Origin of the sequence: Paenibacillus sp. Lou8.1 (genome assembly GCF_024213565.1) — a bacterium.
GTDB classification, from domain to species: domain Bacteria; phylum Bacillota; class Bacilli; order Paenibacillales; family Paenibacillaceae; genus Paenibacillus; species Paenibacillus polymyxa_B.
The window spans coordinates 171920-186684 of record NZ_JANAVN010000013.1; the positions used below are offsets into that span (position 1 = coordinate 171920).

The 14765-nt window shown below is 43.8% G+C and carries 9 protein-coding genes and 1 pseudogene; 1 reads left to right on the plus strand and 9 read right to left on the minus strand.

Annotated elements, in window-relative coordinates; genetic code table 11:
• Positions 1-108: 108 nt before the first annotated feature.
• A complete protein-coding gene (locus NLX78_RS19095) occupies positions 109-690 on the minus strand; it encodes a LysE family transporter (RefSeq protein WP_061831118.1) in 582 nt (193 codons plus the stop codon).
• 113 nt (positions 691-803) lie between these two features.
• Between NLX78_RS19095 and NLX78_RS19100 the strand changes: the two genes are divergently transcribed.
• The gene (locus tag NLX78_RS19100; RefSeq protein WP_254351268.1) at positions 804-1355 is read left to right on the plus strand and encodes a helix-turn-helix domain-containing protein; all 552 of its coding nucleotides are present in this window, start codon (positions 804-806) and stop codon (positions 1353-1355) included.
• A gap of 121 nt (positions 1356-1476) precedes the next feature.
• Here the strand turns inward: NLX78_RS19100 and NLX78_RS19105 are convergent, their stop codons facing one another.
• The 8 genes and pseudogenes from NLX78_RS19105 to NLX78_RS19140 form a co-directional block, all read right to left on the minus strand.
• A complete protein-coding gene (locus NLX78_RS19105) occupies positions 1477-2046 on the minus strand; it encodes a sugar O-acetyltransferase (RefSeq protein ID WP_165178915.1) in 570 nt (189 codons plus the stop codon).
• A 20-nt stretch (positions 2047-2066) separates the two neighbouring features.
• A complete protein-coding gene (locus NLX78_RS19110; RefSeq protein ID WP_483311688.1) occupies positions 2067-3275 on the minus strand; it encodes an MFS transporter in 1209 nt (402 codons plus the stop codon).
• Between the two features lie 238 nt (positions 3276-3513).
• Positions 3514-5868 carry a glycoside hydrolase family 2 TIM barrel-domain containing protein gene (locus NLX78_RS19115; RefSeq protein WP_367988461.1) on the minus strand — a complete coding sequence of 785 codons (2355 nt, stop codon included), beginning with the start codon at positions 5866-5868 and terminating at the stop codon, positions 3514-3516.
• 79 nt (positions 5869-5947) lie between these two features.
• Entirely contained in the window at positions 5948-6742 is a 795-nt protein-coding gene (locus tag NLX78_RS19120; protein WP_254351270.1) for a Nif3-like dinuclear metal center hexameric protein, read from the minus strand.
• Positions 6743-6862: 120 nt separating this feature from the next.
• Entirely contained in the window at positions 6863-7429 is a 567-nt protein-coding gene (locus tag NLX78_RS19125; RefSeq protein ID WP_069291023.1) for a 5' nucleotidase, NT5C type, read from the minus strand.
• A 304-nt stretch (positions 7430-7733) separates the two neighbouring features.
• Positions 7734-10087 (minus strand): annotated as a pseudogene (locus NLX78_RS19130) (beta-galactosidase).
• A gap of 21 nt (positions 10088-10108) precedes the next feature.
• Positions 10109-11395, minus strand: a complete 1287-nt coding sequence (locus NLX78_RS19135) for a cellulase-like family protein (protein WP_254351271.1) — start codon at positions 11393-11395, stop codon at positions 10109-10111.
• Complete coding sequence (locus NLX78_RS19140) at positions 11388-14744, minus strand: DUF5107 domain-containing protein (protein ID WP_254351288.1); 3357 nt, start codon at positions 14742-14744, stop codon at positions 11388-11390. The genes NLX78_RS19135 and NLX78_RS19140 overlap by 8 nt, the downstream gene beginning before the upstream one ends.
• Positions 14745-14765: the final 21 nt, after the last annotated feature.

The following is a 14765-nucleotide window of genomic DNA, read 5'->3' on the forward strand; positions in this document are numbered from 1 at the left end:
CTGTTCGATTGTATGTTATGACTCGTAGAATAAGCTCAATTCAACGAAAAAAAGGCTCCTGCCTATAGTCAGGAACCCTTCTTTTCTATGATGAATAAAGGTGCTCATTTACATCCATATCGATAGTGCACTATAAAGGAGCAATAAGGACATTATGATATTGAAGGAACGCTCATGCTTATTCAAGAAACGTTGAAACACAGCGCCAAAAATCGCCCAGCATACTACAGCTACAAATCCAATACAGGTCAGGAGTAATGAAATCGTAATAAGCTCTATATACGATACATCATAAGGCATTACAAACGTTGAAATGACCGTAATACCATACAAAATGATTTTTAAATTAATAAATTGCAGCAGCAGTCCTGATTTGAAGGAATATCCCTCATTGTGATCATTATCGTCCGTAGAGGATTTGCTCCTTGCAATTTTCACCGCCAGATAGAGCATGTACAGACTGCCGAGGACATTCATCCAGATCTTAACTCGTGGCAAAAAATGATACAAAGCAAGATTAAAATAGCAGGCTAACAGCATAATAGCGAAACAGCCTGCTGTTACTCCCAGCAAGAATGGGAATGCTTTTTTCAAACCCAACCGTCTGGCACTGTCTAAAGACATAATATTGTTGGGACCTGGCGTAAAGCTGGTAACAAGTACATAAGAAAGGAACGGAATAAATGGCATGCAACAATCAACTCCAGTATGTTATAATTGAATGAAATGTACGTTGAAGCGCACATTTGTACTTTATGATTGTACAATATGTTCTTTATAAAGCACAATAGGAGCGAAGAATTATGGAGAATATTAATCTGATTTTAAGTAAAAATTTGAAATATCTAAGAAATGAAAGAAAATTAAGTCTAGATAAATTAGCTGATCTGACGGGGATCAGTAAAACGATGCTCGGTCAGATTGAGCGGGGAGAATCTAATCCCTCGATTACAACCGTATGGAAAATTGCGAACGGCTTAAAAATCTCTTTCACTGCTCTGATTAATGAACCACCTGCAGATGCGGTAGTCGTTCCTAAAAGCAAAGTACAAGTGCTTGAAGAAAATAACCACTATCGGTTGTATCCGTTTTTCCCCTATGAAGGAAGTAGAAATTTTGAGGTTTACACCGTAGAGATTGAAGCAGGCGGAGAACTGAGTTCAGCGCCGCACCGTGAAGGTACTGAAGAGTTTATTACGGTATTTGAGGGTGAGATGGTGGTGAAAATCAGCGAAGAAATGCACACGGTTAAAGCTGGGGATTCGATCCGCTTTAAAGCAGACCGCCCACACATTTACTATAATCTAGGAGAAACACTGGTTCGGATGAATATGATTATTTATTACTCTGTATAGTAGTTCAATCTTGAAGACTATAAGTGTTCAAGTCTTTAAATTCAAATGATCCTATTAAAATAAGGAGCCCTTTTAATAGGATCATCGGTACAAAATATTATATGATTTACTTGTATGCTGTTTAGGAGATTTTAATTTGCTTAATTATTCGTGCCGGATTTCCAGCTACAACCGTATTGTCTGGAACATCCTTGGTTACTACTGCTCCTGATGCCACGACGACATTATTACCTATCGTAACACCGGGATTAATAACTGCTCGACCGCCAATCCATACATTGTTGCCAATCTTAACAGGCTTTCCATACTCCGGGCCAGCGATTCGTTCAAACGGATCTATGGGGTGAGTCGCTGTGTAAATATGAACTCCTGGAGCCAGGAAACAATTATCTCCAATACGCACTTCGCAAACATCCAAAATGGTACAGTCAAAGTTGGCGTAGAAATTTTCCCCAACATGAATATTGTATCCGTAGTCACAGCGTATGTTGGGTTCCATACCTATATTTTCACCAGTTGATCCGAAAAGCTCCTTAAGTAACTTTTCACGGTACTCACGATCCGTCTCTGCCGTCTGATTAAAGAGACGTACACATCTTCTCGCATACTCTCTTTCTTGCGTTAATTGAGGATCAGCAGCTACATACAGTTCCCCATCCATCATCTTTTGTTTTTCCGTTTTCATAGTCATGCGACAATCCCCTTTATATTTTAATTTGATTTCTTTTCTTTCATCTCAATGGGTTGGGCAGCACCGGATATCCAACCAGCAACAATAACGCCAACAAGCACTACGATCAAGGCATGCAGAAGTCCAACATGTTCACCTAAAAACCCTAAGCCTGGGGGGCCTACTAAAAAGGCAATGTAACCGATCGTGGCTACGGCTCCAACCCGGATAGCTGCACCACGAGGGTCATCTCCGGCAGCAGATAAGCCCACAGGAAAACCAAGTGAGGCTCCAAGCCCCCATAATACGACGCCCAATCCGGCTATGAGGTAATGCTGTCCCCAGATCACTAGAATGATACCGATAGCAGCCAGGACAGCACTTCCTTTCAATACAGGGACACGGCCGTATTTATCCAGTATGAATCCTCCGGTAAAACGTCCAATGGTCATCGCTGCCACAAATAGTCCATACATATAGGAACCTGTTAAAGAATCCACGCCATAACCATCCACCATCATTAGCGGTAGCCAGTCATTCGCAGACCCTTCTGCAAACGCCATACCTAACACGATGATACCGATCAATAAAATTCGTCTTTCTTTCCATACAGCAAGCTGCGCCTTGAGATTAGATCCAACCTTTTGAGTAGGAACTTCTTTCTCTATACCTGTATCGTGAGGCAGAAAACGATAAAAATAGAAAGTTACCACTCCAATCATGGCAGCCATAGCTCCAAAATGGACCATAACTGGTATGTGTAGTGCCGCTGCTCCAGAACCGATGACTGCACCTACAAGTGTACCCATACTAAATGAACCGTGAAAAGCCGGCAAAAGCGTTTTTTGCAATTGATTTTCTACCGCAGAACCTTCGACATTCAGAGCTACTTCTGCTGTCCCATAACCACCTCCAAAGATGACTAAACCAGCAAACACGATGCTCGTGAGCGAAAATGCAGTTCCCAACCCTACAATGACAAAACCGCTTACAATCAAAATCGCACTTCCCAGAATGACCGCCCGTCCACCTACACGAGAAATCATATTGCCTGCACTGAGTAGTCCCACTAAAGAACCTGCAGCTAATCCAAAAATAATAATTCCCATTTCGGCAGTCGAGACATGCAAAATATCCCGTATAATGGGCGTTCGAGACACCCAGGAAGCAAAAGCTACACCTGGTAAAGCGAATAATAAAAACAAAATATTACGAATTACCCGAGGATTCATGGATGGTTCTACTGGCATTTACTTATCTCCTTATCACCACTTTTTATTAATCTTTTAATAAGTTATATTATAATTAGTTATTCTATTCGCATCCAAACTATTTGTCAAAAAGAGAATTATAGTCATAGATCGTTATTGACCGTCAGTTGTAAACATATTAAAAAGGGCCTGAGCAGGTAAGGCATGCGCACTCACCACCTATTCAGACCTTTTTAATTAAACCATACAAGCTCTAGACTGAATCAGCCTTGAATTATCATTTGCGTTCTTGTTCTATTTTCAGTCTGGTTTCTCCCAGCAACCCTCCATCTGCGGACGCTTGAAGCAACAACTCACCAGCCACATAACCAGATTGTACAACAACGAGACACCTTCCTCTGTGTGTTCGTCTCTCATTCCCCTTGAAGGATTCATCGCTGGTGAGATCCCCATTGTCTATTCCAAGGATACGACCATCACCCTGTAGTTTAAAGGTTACATCAAAATCCTGGTTAGGTACAATGATCCCGTTTTGGTCTATGACGGTTACTTCCACATGAGATATCTCATGCCCATCAGCAGGTAGAATTACCCGATCAGCCTCCAACTTTAGAGCATAAGGAAGTCCGGCAGTGGTTAATTCATGCTCACAAACCTTATTGTTTCCATTACGACCCACAGCCCGGATTTTGCCCGGTGTATAGGGAAGCTCCCATACGATCAAATGATTAGTATAATCCACTAACTTCCTCTCACCGTATGATTCATCATTCACGATCAATTCCACGCTCTCACAATTGGTGAAGGTAACCAACCGTATCAATTTTCCACCGTATTCAGGAAATGTCCAGTGATCTTCCATGGCCGGAGATTTCCAGTGCATCGTCCATGTCGGATTAAATTCCGATTTCATATGTTCGTTAAATGCGGCTATGTGCACAACAGGCTGATTAGACCATAAACTTTGTTGGAGATAAGATACAGGTTTGCGGAATCCGCAAGTATCAATCAGGCCCGAAGACCACCCTTTGGAGGGATAGCTCGTTTCTCCCAAATAGTCAATTCCACTCCAAACAAATTGACCGATCACATAATCATGATTAGCGACATCAAACCAGGGATTCAGAGGCAAATAACCTTTAACTCGGTTATCCTTACCCCGATAGTATGGGAATGTTTCTGTTCCAAGGATAAGCGTATCCGGCATGGCCGCCCTATAGTGCTCATACCACTGCTCCTGATAGTTTAACCCTAGAACATCCACTCGTTGTGCCAGCTGTTTGGTATGCTCCACTTTGGCCTCAATTGAACCCTCACGCAAGCTGATCGGTGTATTATGCGGCTCAAGCGCACATGTAACTGGTCGAGTTGGGTCTTTTTCATGGCAGAAACCCACGAGCTGCTCCAACATTTTGAGCATGGATGGCTGACCTTGATTCTCCACTTCATTCCCAACGCTCCACATGAAAACACTGGGATGGTTCCTGTCCCTGAGCAACATTGCTTCCAGATCTTTTTCCCACCACTCCTCATATAAATGCTCATAGAAAAGAGATTTCCATTTGTCAAAAGCCTCATCAACCACCAAGAACCCCATCTGATCACATAAATCTAATAATTCGGGCGCCATCGGGTTATGAGCAAAACGGATCGAGTTACAGCCCATTTCCTTCAGCTTTTGAAGCCTTCTTTTCATGGCTGTATCATGGTAAGCAGCCCCCAGACAGCCTAAATCATGGTGAATGCACACTCCCTTTAGCTTTAAGCTGTACCCATTCAGAAACAAACCTTTTTGAGTGTCCAGCTTCACTTCTCTTATACCAAAAGGAGTACAATAACGATCCACCTCTGTATTGTCGCAATAGATCGTCGTCTGGGCTTCGTAGAGCACTGGGTTGTCCGGTGACCACAGTTCTGGCTCTATAACTCGCATCTTTTGCTCTATTTCCCCCGTTTCACAGCTCGAAAGAGTGACTCGGTTTTCAACTTTTCCTTTGATCTGTCCCTGTGGGTCCAGCATTTCAGTCATAATCGTACACTCTACGGCATGCGCGTGATGATTAGTGACCTGGATTCTGGCAGTCACCTTGGCTTCATCTGGCGAAATTTCAGGTGTGGTAATGTAAGTCCCCCATTCGGTTATATGAATATAATCCGTACAAATCAGCCAGACATTACGATAAATACCGGCCCCGGAATACCATCTGTCAGGTGAAAGAATCGTATTGTCCACTTTGACGGCAATCACATTCTCCTCATCCCACCGAATATATGGAGTCAAATCATATTGAAAGCTAACATATCCATAGGGCCGCTTGCCCACAAAATGTCCATTGATCCAAACCTCACTGTTACTGTGAATGCCATCAAATTGTATGTATACGCGCTGTTTTGGAGAGGAGGGCTTCACATTAAAATGCTTTCTGTACCATCCGACAGACCATCTCGGCAAATAAGCTTGATTGCCACCATACAGCATATGTGGATCAAAGGACTTCTCAATGCTCCAATCATGAGGGACTTGAAGGAGTCGCCAATGCTCATCGTTGTAGTCCATTTTCTCAGCACCTGCGTAATTACCCTCTATAAACTTCCAGTCCGTTTTGAACGGCATAATCACTCTGCTTCCCATCATCTTGCCTCCATTTCATAAAGTGGATGAACGGATATAACAGCAGTGCTGGATGACCATCACAAAAGACGTGTTCTCATTACAATATTTGAAACACCGGGCGATCTTCAATAAAGTGTACGGGGAGCATTGGAAATTGAGCAGAAAGTACATCTGCGAGATACTTCATCCCAGGTGCTTCACTTTCAGCATGTCCCAGCATGATAAGTGCTTTACTTTGACCTTGATAGACAGCATCCTTAACATATTCTGGTGTTTCCCATTCTGGGCCTTCACCGGCAATGACTAAATCTACATTTTCATTTAGAAATAATGGAATGGCTAGATCACCACCTCCCCTGTATCCTACTGAGATTCCCACTCGTTCACATGGCATGGAAACCTCACCAGCCACCCGTACATAACGAATATGTAATTTGGCTTTGATATATTCAGCGATCTCCTGAACTTCCATAACCGGAATAGTCAAAATGGTGGCCGTCGGCTGCTGCTTCACAATGTAGTTGTGCCAGCCAAGCGCCTGAAGTAGCCCAACCATCACTCCATCCGGTTGATAACGATGTATGGTGTCATGAAACCGATAAATGCCTATACCTGCATCGGCAATGAGGCGAGATTTTTGCAAAAAAACAGGATCATGTAGTAAACATTCATGCATCCTCTGATGACTATAAAAGATGCCTTCATGCGTAATGATAAAATTTGCACCTAGAGAAATAGCTTGTTCTATCACATACTGCGAAGCGGAGAAAGCGGTTACAATTCCGTGTACCTCAGTATCTATAAATCCTGGTTCCAGCAGATCTACGGTGGTGTTGGGTATGCTTATTCCCTTGGTCAGATGATTCACAACCTGCCCCATAGTCATGGTCATACACGTTCCCTCCTCATGGATTTGCATATCAATTGTACCATTTCATTTCAATCATTAGTGCTATTCTTTCTAGCAAAACAGCCAGTTCCAAAGGAGCCAGCTGTTTTACGAATGGTTTTATTATTTATACAGAACCCCTAAAATGGAGTCGATTCGTTCTTTTGCCCCTTGCCAGGATGTCATGACGGGGAACTCATATTGCTCTCTTGCTCTCAGATTCCATGGATGAGGAATGCAAAGCACCTTTTTCCCCGCCTCTAGCGCAGGCACTAAATTATGAGGACCATCATCAATCAGAAGATCATAGTTAATCAGGTTTTTTCGTTTACATGGGAAAAAGTTCTCAATCGGAATGAATGGCATATGTCTTTGAAGCCAGTTCCATTTCTCTACGACGGTCTTGGGTTCTGCCGCTGTCACAATAATGACATCAAAAGCATTGCAAAGCTTTTCCATTTCTTCTACAACATACTCGTCAAATAGTTCAAGTTCCTCAAACAAACCCGGTCGTCCATAAAATACATCAAGCGTGCTCTTTGGATGACGTAGATGATCGGTGTTCCAATCTAACATTTCTTCATACCGAAGCGGATGAGTGGGAAATTCACTATTGTTATGGTATATGGCTCGTTTGACGAGATGACAGATGGTATCGTCCATATCGACTGCAATGATTGGTTTTCTCATCAGCTTGCCCCTATTCACTCTGGTAAAATTTTTCATAAGAATATCATACTATAATTTAATATCGTGGTGAAGCTTGGGGATGAGTTGTCCGTCATCAGGATAGGTTTAGGAGGAGTTTTCTCCAAGGCAACCTGACGGATTGGGGAAAAACTGTAGTTAACGGAAGCAACGGGATCAAACAAACATCAAAAAAAGCCGGTATCTACTAAAAACACATTAAGAAAATAAAAAAGACTCATGTATTCACTGGCTGATTACTTTATGTAGATTATTCTGGAAAAGAATCACCATATAACCTTCTGGGTTATATGGTGATTTTGATTTCATATACAGGCACAAGGCTAACCGAACCAATATCTACGATACGTTCCTTTGTCGCCTCGTTCCAGCCCGCCATAGTCGTATTGCTGTTGAGAACCTTGCCCTTTCGAATGGGGGAAATATATACGTACACCCCTTGCTCGATGAGCCGATGTTCAAATGCTTTCAAACCTATTTCCCAGGTCGTATGGTTGCAGAAATTATCATTGATCAGTTCGCCATCCATAAAAGCATAGCCGATATCTCCAGTATAATCGATACGCAGCAGAGCTTCCTTGATTCCATGAAACGCATCTGTTTCAAAATCAATAGTAAATTTATCGTTATTTACCCTTTTCAAATTGAAATGGATTTCTTTCTTAGGAGCCTTTAAACGATACGTTTTGAATAATTCACTTTCTGTTATTTCAAGCAGCTCTCCACCGGAAATAGATGTGAATGAGGCGTCAAAATCCGGGAATACACTCAGAGTTACCATTTCTTGGCCCGTTGATTCCAGCCTTAGAACGCCCTCAGATACAAGTAGATTGGCATTTGTCAAAATGACTCTATTTCGGTCTTGCATGTTTACCTTCCAAAATGTAAGACTTTGCTCATCAGTCATCGTGTAGATCTTAACTTTTTTGCCGCTTTCAGATACCAGGTGAATGAAACTATCCTCCTGTTCAGCAACCTTAATGATCGTGTTCCCATCGAATTGCTCTATCGAACCTTTGTCGATTGTGGCACTGATGATATCTTGTGACTCCATTGCATACGTTCCTTTCATGCCCTCTGGTACAAAGAAAAAATAATATACTTCTCCATCTTCTTCTATCCTTGTTATCAGCTGTGCCGTAGCATATTTAAGCATTATTCCATCTAAATTAAAGTTAAATGGCAATATGGCGAAGCTATCACGTCCTAACGTCAGTTCACCTTGACTAGGAATTACAATCGTTTCCTCAGGCAGCTCAATGCTCACATTAAAATCGCACAGGTCGTCATTTTCGACATGGTCTTGGAAATTATTTAGAAATAGGTACCCCGATCCGGCACTGGATCGCACTGCATATCGTAACGTTTCCACATCATAAGGGTCCATCTGGGACGTATCTCCTGGCAGAATAGTCTTTGTTAGAGAGAATTGTTTTTGGAACGTTGAAAAAAAGTAATGTTGCAGCTTTGTTCTTTGGTATGACTCCCTTACTTGACCGAATTCGCCGATCATGGCGTTGAAATCATAGGATATTTTAGGGGTGGCTAGATCATTTGTGAACGGGTTAACCTGACCTCGAGGATTGGAACCCCCATGATACATATAATATCCGATCAGGTTACAGCCTTCTGCAACCTTCATGACAGTCATCGCTGGAACACTACGGTAGGGAAAGGCGAACCGATATCTATAAAACTGAACCATGCCGCCACCCATTTCACAGCAAGCGTACGGATAGTCTTCAGGGGCATATTGAGGCTCAAAATTGTAGCTCTTTGGAATCTTGTTATTATGCTTGTCTCGGAAAATGTATTCCGGTGTCGCAGGATGCTCGTCCATCCCTTCCAAACGTCCCTCTTCGTAGTAGATCCATGGCCAATAGGCATACCCGCCCCATAATGGCAGCATATCAGGGACAGGAGTTGTGGCTCCTCCCCATCCTGTGCACGTATAGATCGGAGTATCAATCCCCGCTTCCAGAGCTATTTCTTTAAGTTTTAACATATGCGAGTTACCGTCACTTCCGCTGTCTAACCACATATCATTAATTCCTACAGTCAATGACCACTGGGCAGATGAATGATGATGTTCGTTTTCGATTTGGGTGCCGATAATCGGCCCCCCTTCCTTATATAGCAGCCCTTTAACCTGGGCACCGATTTCGTTATACAATCTTCTCGTATAGAACAGATACCCCTCATCATTAGAACGAACCTCAAATGGTCGACCAAATAACCAATCCGGCATACCGCCGTTTCGAATTTCCCCATGATTGAAGGGTCCGATCCGAATAATGGAGTATACCTGATGTTTGCCGCACAACTCGATGAAACGACGAAGATCCTTGTTCCCACTCCAATTAAAAATACCTTCAACTTCTTCATGTAGGTTCAAATATAAGTGGCAATGATGTTTACGCCGCCCATTTTTATTTTAATGATTTCGTCTTCCCAATAGCGTTCATCATAACGGGCATAATGGAATTCACCACAAATACCGAAAAAGGGCTCTCCGTCCTTCTCCAAAAAATAGTTGGTGAATCCGATTTCCTCTCCTTTTGGATTGGTGCCGCCAAGTTTGATATGTCCCTTAACAATTCGCTTTTGATCGTCTTTGACTGTAACCCGATAGGTTCTCATGGAGTTCACACCCCTCACTCGTTAATCTGAATTCAGGATAAATTGATTCCACTTGCTCTGCCAAGCGATATCATTCCAGAATGGATGATGGGGAGCACAGTTAGAGCAGAGGGTCATTCCCCAGAACCCAAGTGCCATTCCTTTTCGCAACACATATTCAGCGATAAATTTACCGATTGGGCCTTCTTCAAATTGGGCATACAGCGGCGTGTAGCCTACATAACCTTCTCCTATGACAATTGGAATGCCGGAATGACGAGTCCATTCATGAATCTCTTCCAATCGGGTGTCGGCCTTCTGCAACATGGCAATTTTATGGTCTCCATACCGATCGTACAAAAATAAATCCCATTGGTCGGGATCTACCCAATCGTGCAAATAAATAAGCCTCATGCCGACTGGATTGCCTTCCATCCGCCAATTCTGCTCCGGAGGCAGGTTCCACTCTGCAAATGGAGGAGCGTCTTCTCTTAATAGGGATTGCACGAATGGATTGGGGAACGGCGCCAACTCATCATAAAGCGCTGCCGCTTCCATAAGCTCATTGAGTACCCCCTTAATATAAAGGTGAAAATGGGCAACCTGCATATTGCGCGCGACGTAAGCTTTAGGGTAGGCTTCATTTAACGTATAGCTGGCGGTCATCATGATATCGGGATGACATTGGCGGAGATATTCTATCGCTTCTTCTACGTAGGGCTGCATGGCTTCAATAAGCGCTGGTACATTCGTTTCGGCTATGCCTTCAGATGTTCCGACGGCGTTTAACTGCCCAAATTCCACTTCGTTATGCAGCTCTGTATAGATAATCTGGTTCCTATAGCCTTCTGCTGTGACGAAACGGATCAACTGATCCATTGATTTTGCAATGGCCATGAATCTCTCCTTAGGAGGTATTGCAGCTAATTCATCTCTAAGCTCAGCATAAGCCAGAAAGCTGGGACTCTGCTGATATTCCCAAGAGGATAACATAATGTAACAGTTATGAGCCTTGGCTTGTTTAAACAGTTCAAGTAAATGAGCATGCCCATCCAGCACTGCGCCGCCACGACAGTTATACCAACGCGTACGCTGGCCTACTTCCCCAAGGTTAGCAAACTCCAAGGGACCGGGACGTTTGCCATCCGCTGTAAACAACATGTATGGCATAGCACATATTCGGATCGTATTGTACCCTCTTTCGACCGCTTCTTTAAAACGGGCTTCAAGATCGCTGTAGGGCTCACCTTCCTGTGTCATTGTATACCAGGAGAAGTCCCACATGGTGATCGTCAATTTGCGCGGTAACTTTCTCATGAGATTATTCATTTGATTTCCCCTCCCAGTCCCAGTCCATATGGTTCAATGCTCCTTGATGGTTAGCTTCTAGCTTAAGCACCGATTCAAAATGCAAGCTAGCTTCGTCCTGTCGCCCTAATCCAAGCAAACCAAGTGCCTTCATATAAGTACAATGAACCTGATTACGAATATTCAGGTCATCTTCAAAGATGAGAAAGTCGGGTAACGAGACCGCGAAATAATCCATTTTCACGGGTTCAAATAAGTGTCTTTCGGCGTAATCAATGAGCTTGTTGAATCGACGCACGCCTTCCTTCGCATAGCCAAGTTTCTGCCAGGCCAATCCTTGGTAAAATATCATATCCGGCTGCTGATCGTTATAATACATGGCATTAATGGGTTCCCCCAGTCCTTGAGAGGCCGTGGAAAAGGCCTGCCTTGCCTCATCTGTTAATTTCAATAGCTCATACGCACAGCCCAAATAATAGTAAATATCGTTATCTTGGGAACCCTCCAGCTTACCTTCGCCAAGATTCTCTGGATACACTAAAGCCTCCCGCAGCCCTTTTACAGCCTGTTCAATCCGTCCAGACCTCAGGTCGGACTTGGCAAGCTCTACCTTGGCAAGCCTATACTGTCCAGTTACCTTCCCCTCTCCGCCTTCCCATGGATGAAATATTCTCCCTGTCAGCAAGGACAACGCTATCTTATGCTGCTTCAGCGTATTGTGAACGGTTACATATTCCAAAAACAGATCATCGCGAAGCTTTATGATTCCCGGATAACTCTCCATTAGGTTCAATCTGTCGTTGGGCCTGATGTTCAGCTTCTTATACAGCTGGTCAAGCTCATAAAGAACACGCGCGTCTGAAGTATTGCACGCAAAGGCCTGCTCTAACGAATGGCGAGCCTTCTCTACTTGGCCTTGTTTGTTAAAATATCCAAGAGCAAGATTACGGTGAACAACGGGGTAAGTATCGTCAATGGAACGAGACGTTTCCCAGCTGGAAATGGCATCCAGATGCCGTTTCTTATCATAGAGTAAATTACCTAAGTAATAATGCGCCTTTCCGTCCCCCGGTCTCGTTCGAATTGCAAATTGTAACACATCCAACTCAAACAGACTGTTAGGAAAGCAGTAGTCGGGTACTGCATCTGCGGCCTGAGCGAGAGCATTGTTCACCTGCTCATGCTTGCCGATTTTAGCATAGCAGAAGGCCTGAACGTAATACAGCATAGGGTATGTTTTCGCCTGCTCTGGAGCTTCTTCCAGCACACATGCTGCATCCTCATAGAGTCCCGCCGCCGCGTAGTCCGATGCTACCGCTATATAATTATGCACATCTCCACGCATCCATTTTCCCAACTCTTCGAGGACCGTTTTAGCATCATCTCGTAACCCGAGAGCCTCTAAAGATAATGCTTGCTCACGGTAAGCTCCAAAATCGGCGATATCGAGCTTCATCGTTTCCTTGGAGAAGGCTATTGCCGCTTCGTAGCTGCCAAGCTTACGAAGAATAGCCGACTTCAGGTTGCGTGCTTTGTAGTTGCGAGCATTTCGGATTGTCGAGCGCTCCACGAGTTCCAATGCTTCTTCATAGTTCCCTTGTTCTGTCGCAATCTGTGCCAGTGAGAAATACCCGCTGTCTTGCCATGCTGCACTCCATACCGATTTATAAAAGGCAGCGAACGCCTCATCTATCCGCTCTTGGTGTTTTAGCGACAAGCCAAGCTGGTAGTAGGCCTCACCGTCATAGGGATTAGAGTTACGCCAGGTTACCCGCGAGATGGCTTTACGAAAGCACTCTTCACTTTCTGAATACAACCCTCTACGAAGAAGTAACGTACCATATGCCACATTTATGCGGCTGTCATTTTTATCTCTTTTCAGGCCCTCAAGATAGTACGCCTCCGGTTCAAAGGTAGCATGACGGTATTGCTCCAAATGTTGTCCTGCTAAATACAATTCTTCGTTCGTTCTTAATTCCTCCGGTTCTGGCAGGGGGGCGGCGGCAGCCGGCATCTGTTCAACTTCCTTTTTCTTCGGCTGGTAGCTAATCAGCTCCCTTCCGGTCGCGTCTTTGACGGTTAAGCATAGTTCATAATCCTCATCCTCAGCCAAAATAACTGTCTTCTGTATAAAGGCCTTATTAGGTGTCAGATCTAAGGTTTCTTTAATATAAACTTTCCGCTGACTGCGTAATTCCACAACAGCCTCACGATATGACGAAGTTACATAGACTCCAATCTGTGCTGTCCCTTCGCTGCGATTTAATTCCAGATTAACGGCTGCGTCAATTGAAGCGTTTTTGACCATACCAATATGTTTGTAAGGCATAAAATACTGCGAGAACGATTTTTCTTCATACGGCTGAAGCCAAGTGAAATCTGGTTGGTTATCGGTATATACCCCCGTCATCAACTCGATGTAGGGACCATCTTCGTCTGTTAGATTCCGGTCCCATGCCTGGCCGAATTCGCCATTTCCCCATGTCCATTGCTTTTTTCCAGGAGAGATGTGATGGTTGGCCACATGCAAAAGCCCAGCTTGTTTCATATGGTCGTAACCACCTATGAAATTGTAATCCGATTTATAGGCCATATATGAAGTGGGGATAGGAATATTTTTGTATCGGGAGATGTCTACACCTTCAGAATAATCCATTTTATAATAAGTGCCTGTAGCGATCGGGAAACGGGATACATCTCGCTTTCCGTGATCGAACACAGCTGATACGTCTGGAGGAAAAACAGATTGTGTGTGCTCATGTACCGCTACGGCTGGATTGGCCCACCATAGAAACGTTTGAGGCTCGGCAGTCCGATTGTATAGCTGGGCCCCAACTTTAAGGTATGCTTTATCCGGTTGAAGTGTAAAACCAGCTGTTACTTTTGTGCCGAACATACGATCAATTTCGCTCACCCATACCGTTGCACTTCCGTCCTCATGTTCTTCCAACTTGTATTCAACGGGTCCATAAGTGTTGGGACGGTGATGCTGCGGCCAGTTGAACTCAATCCCTCCAGATATCCACGGCCCCAATAAGCCCACAAGCGCTGGTTTGATGACCCTGTTATAATATACAAAATCGTAACCGTTGGTCTTGTCGACCGCACGATAAATGCGGCCTCCCAGCTCTGGCATGATCTCAATGCGCAAATATTTATTTTCCAGAAAAACCATTTGGTAATTTTCAAGTTTCTTCTCATCCTCAATTTTATCAATTACCGGATGCGGATACACTCGACCGGAGCTTCCCTGATAGACACGTTTCTCCAGAAACATTGGATTTTTGTCGGGTTTGCCAATTCCATACGTAGGGATCTGTACGGTTTCCTCCCACACGCGTGCCTTAGCATCGAAAATGCTCAATTCCATCACTCCCTCAAAGTCGCTCTT

Coding starts and splice junctions, on each gene's coding strand:
- NLX78_RS19095 (WP_061831118.1), bottom strand. CDS start 690: ATGCCATTTATTCCGTTCCTTTCTTATGTACTTGTTACCAGCTTTACG.
- NLX78_RS19100 (WP_254351268.1), top strand. CDS start 804: ATGGAGAATATTAATCTGATTTTAAGTAAAAATTTGAAATATCTAAGA.
- NLX78_RS19105 (WP_165178915.1), bottom strand. CDS start 2,046: ATGACTATGAAAACGGAAAAACAAAAGATGATGGATGGGGAACTGTAT.
- NLX78_RS19110 (WP_483311688.1), bottom strand. CDS start 3,275: ATGCCAGTAGAACCATCCATGAATCCTCGGGTAATTCGTAATATTTTG.
- NLX78_RS19115 (WP_367988461.1), bottom strand. CDS start 5,868: ATGGGAAGCAGAGTGATTATGCCGTTCAAAACGGACTGGAAGTTTATA.
- NLX78_RS19120 (WP_254351270.1), bottom strand. CDS start 6,742: ATGACCATGACTATGGGGCAGGTTGTGAATCATCTGACCAAGGGAATA.
- NLX78_RS19125 (WP_069291023.1), bottom strand. CDS start 7,429: ATGAGAAAACCAATCATTGCAGTCGATATGGACGATACCATCTGTCAT.
- NLX78_RS19135 (WP_254351271.1), bottom strand. CDS start 11,395: ATGAATAATCTCATGAGAAAGTTACCGCGCAAATTGACGATCACCATG.
- NLX78_RS19140 (WP_254351288.1), bottom strand. CDS start 14,744: ATGGAATTGAGCATTTTCGATGCTAAGGCACGCGTGTGGGAGGAAACC.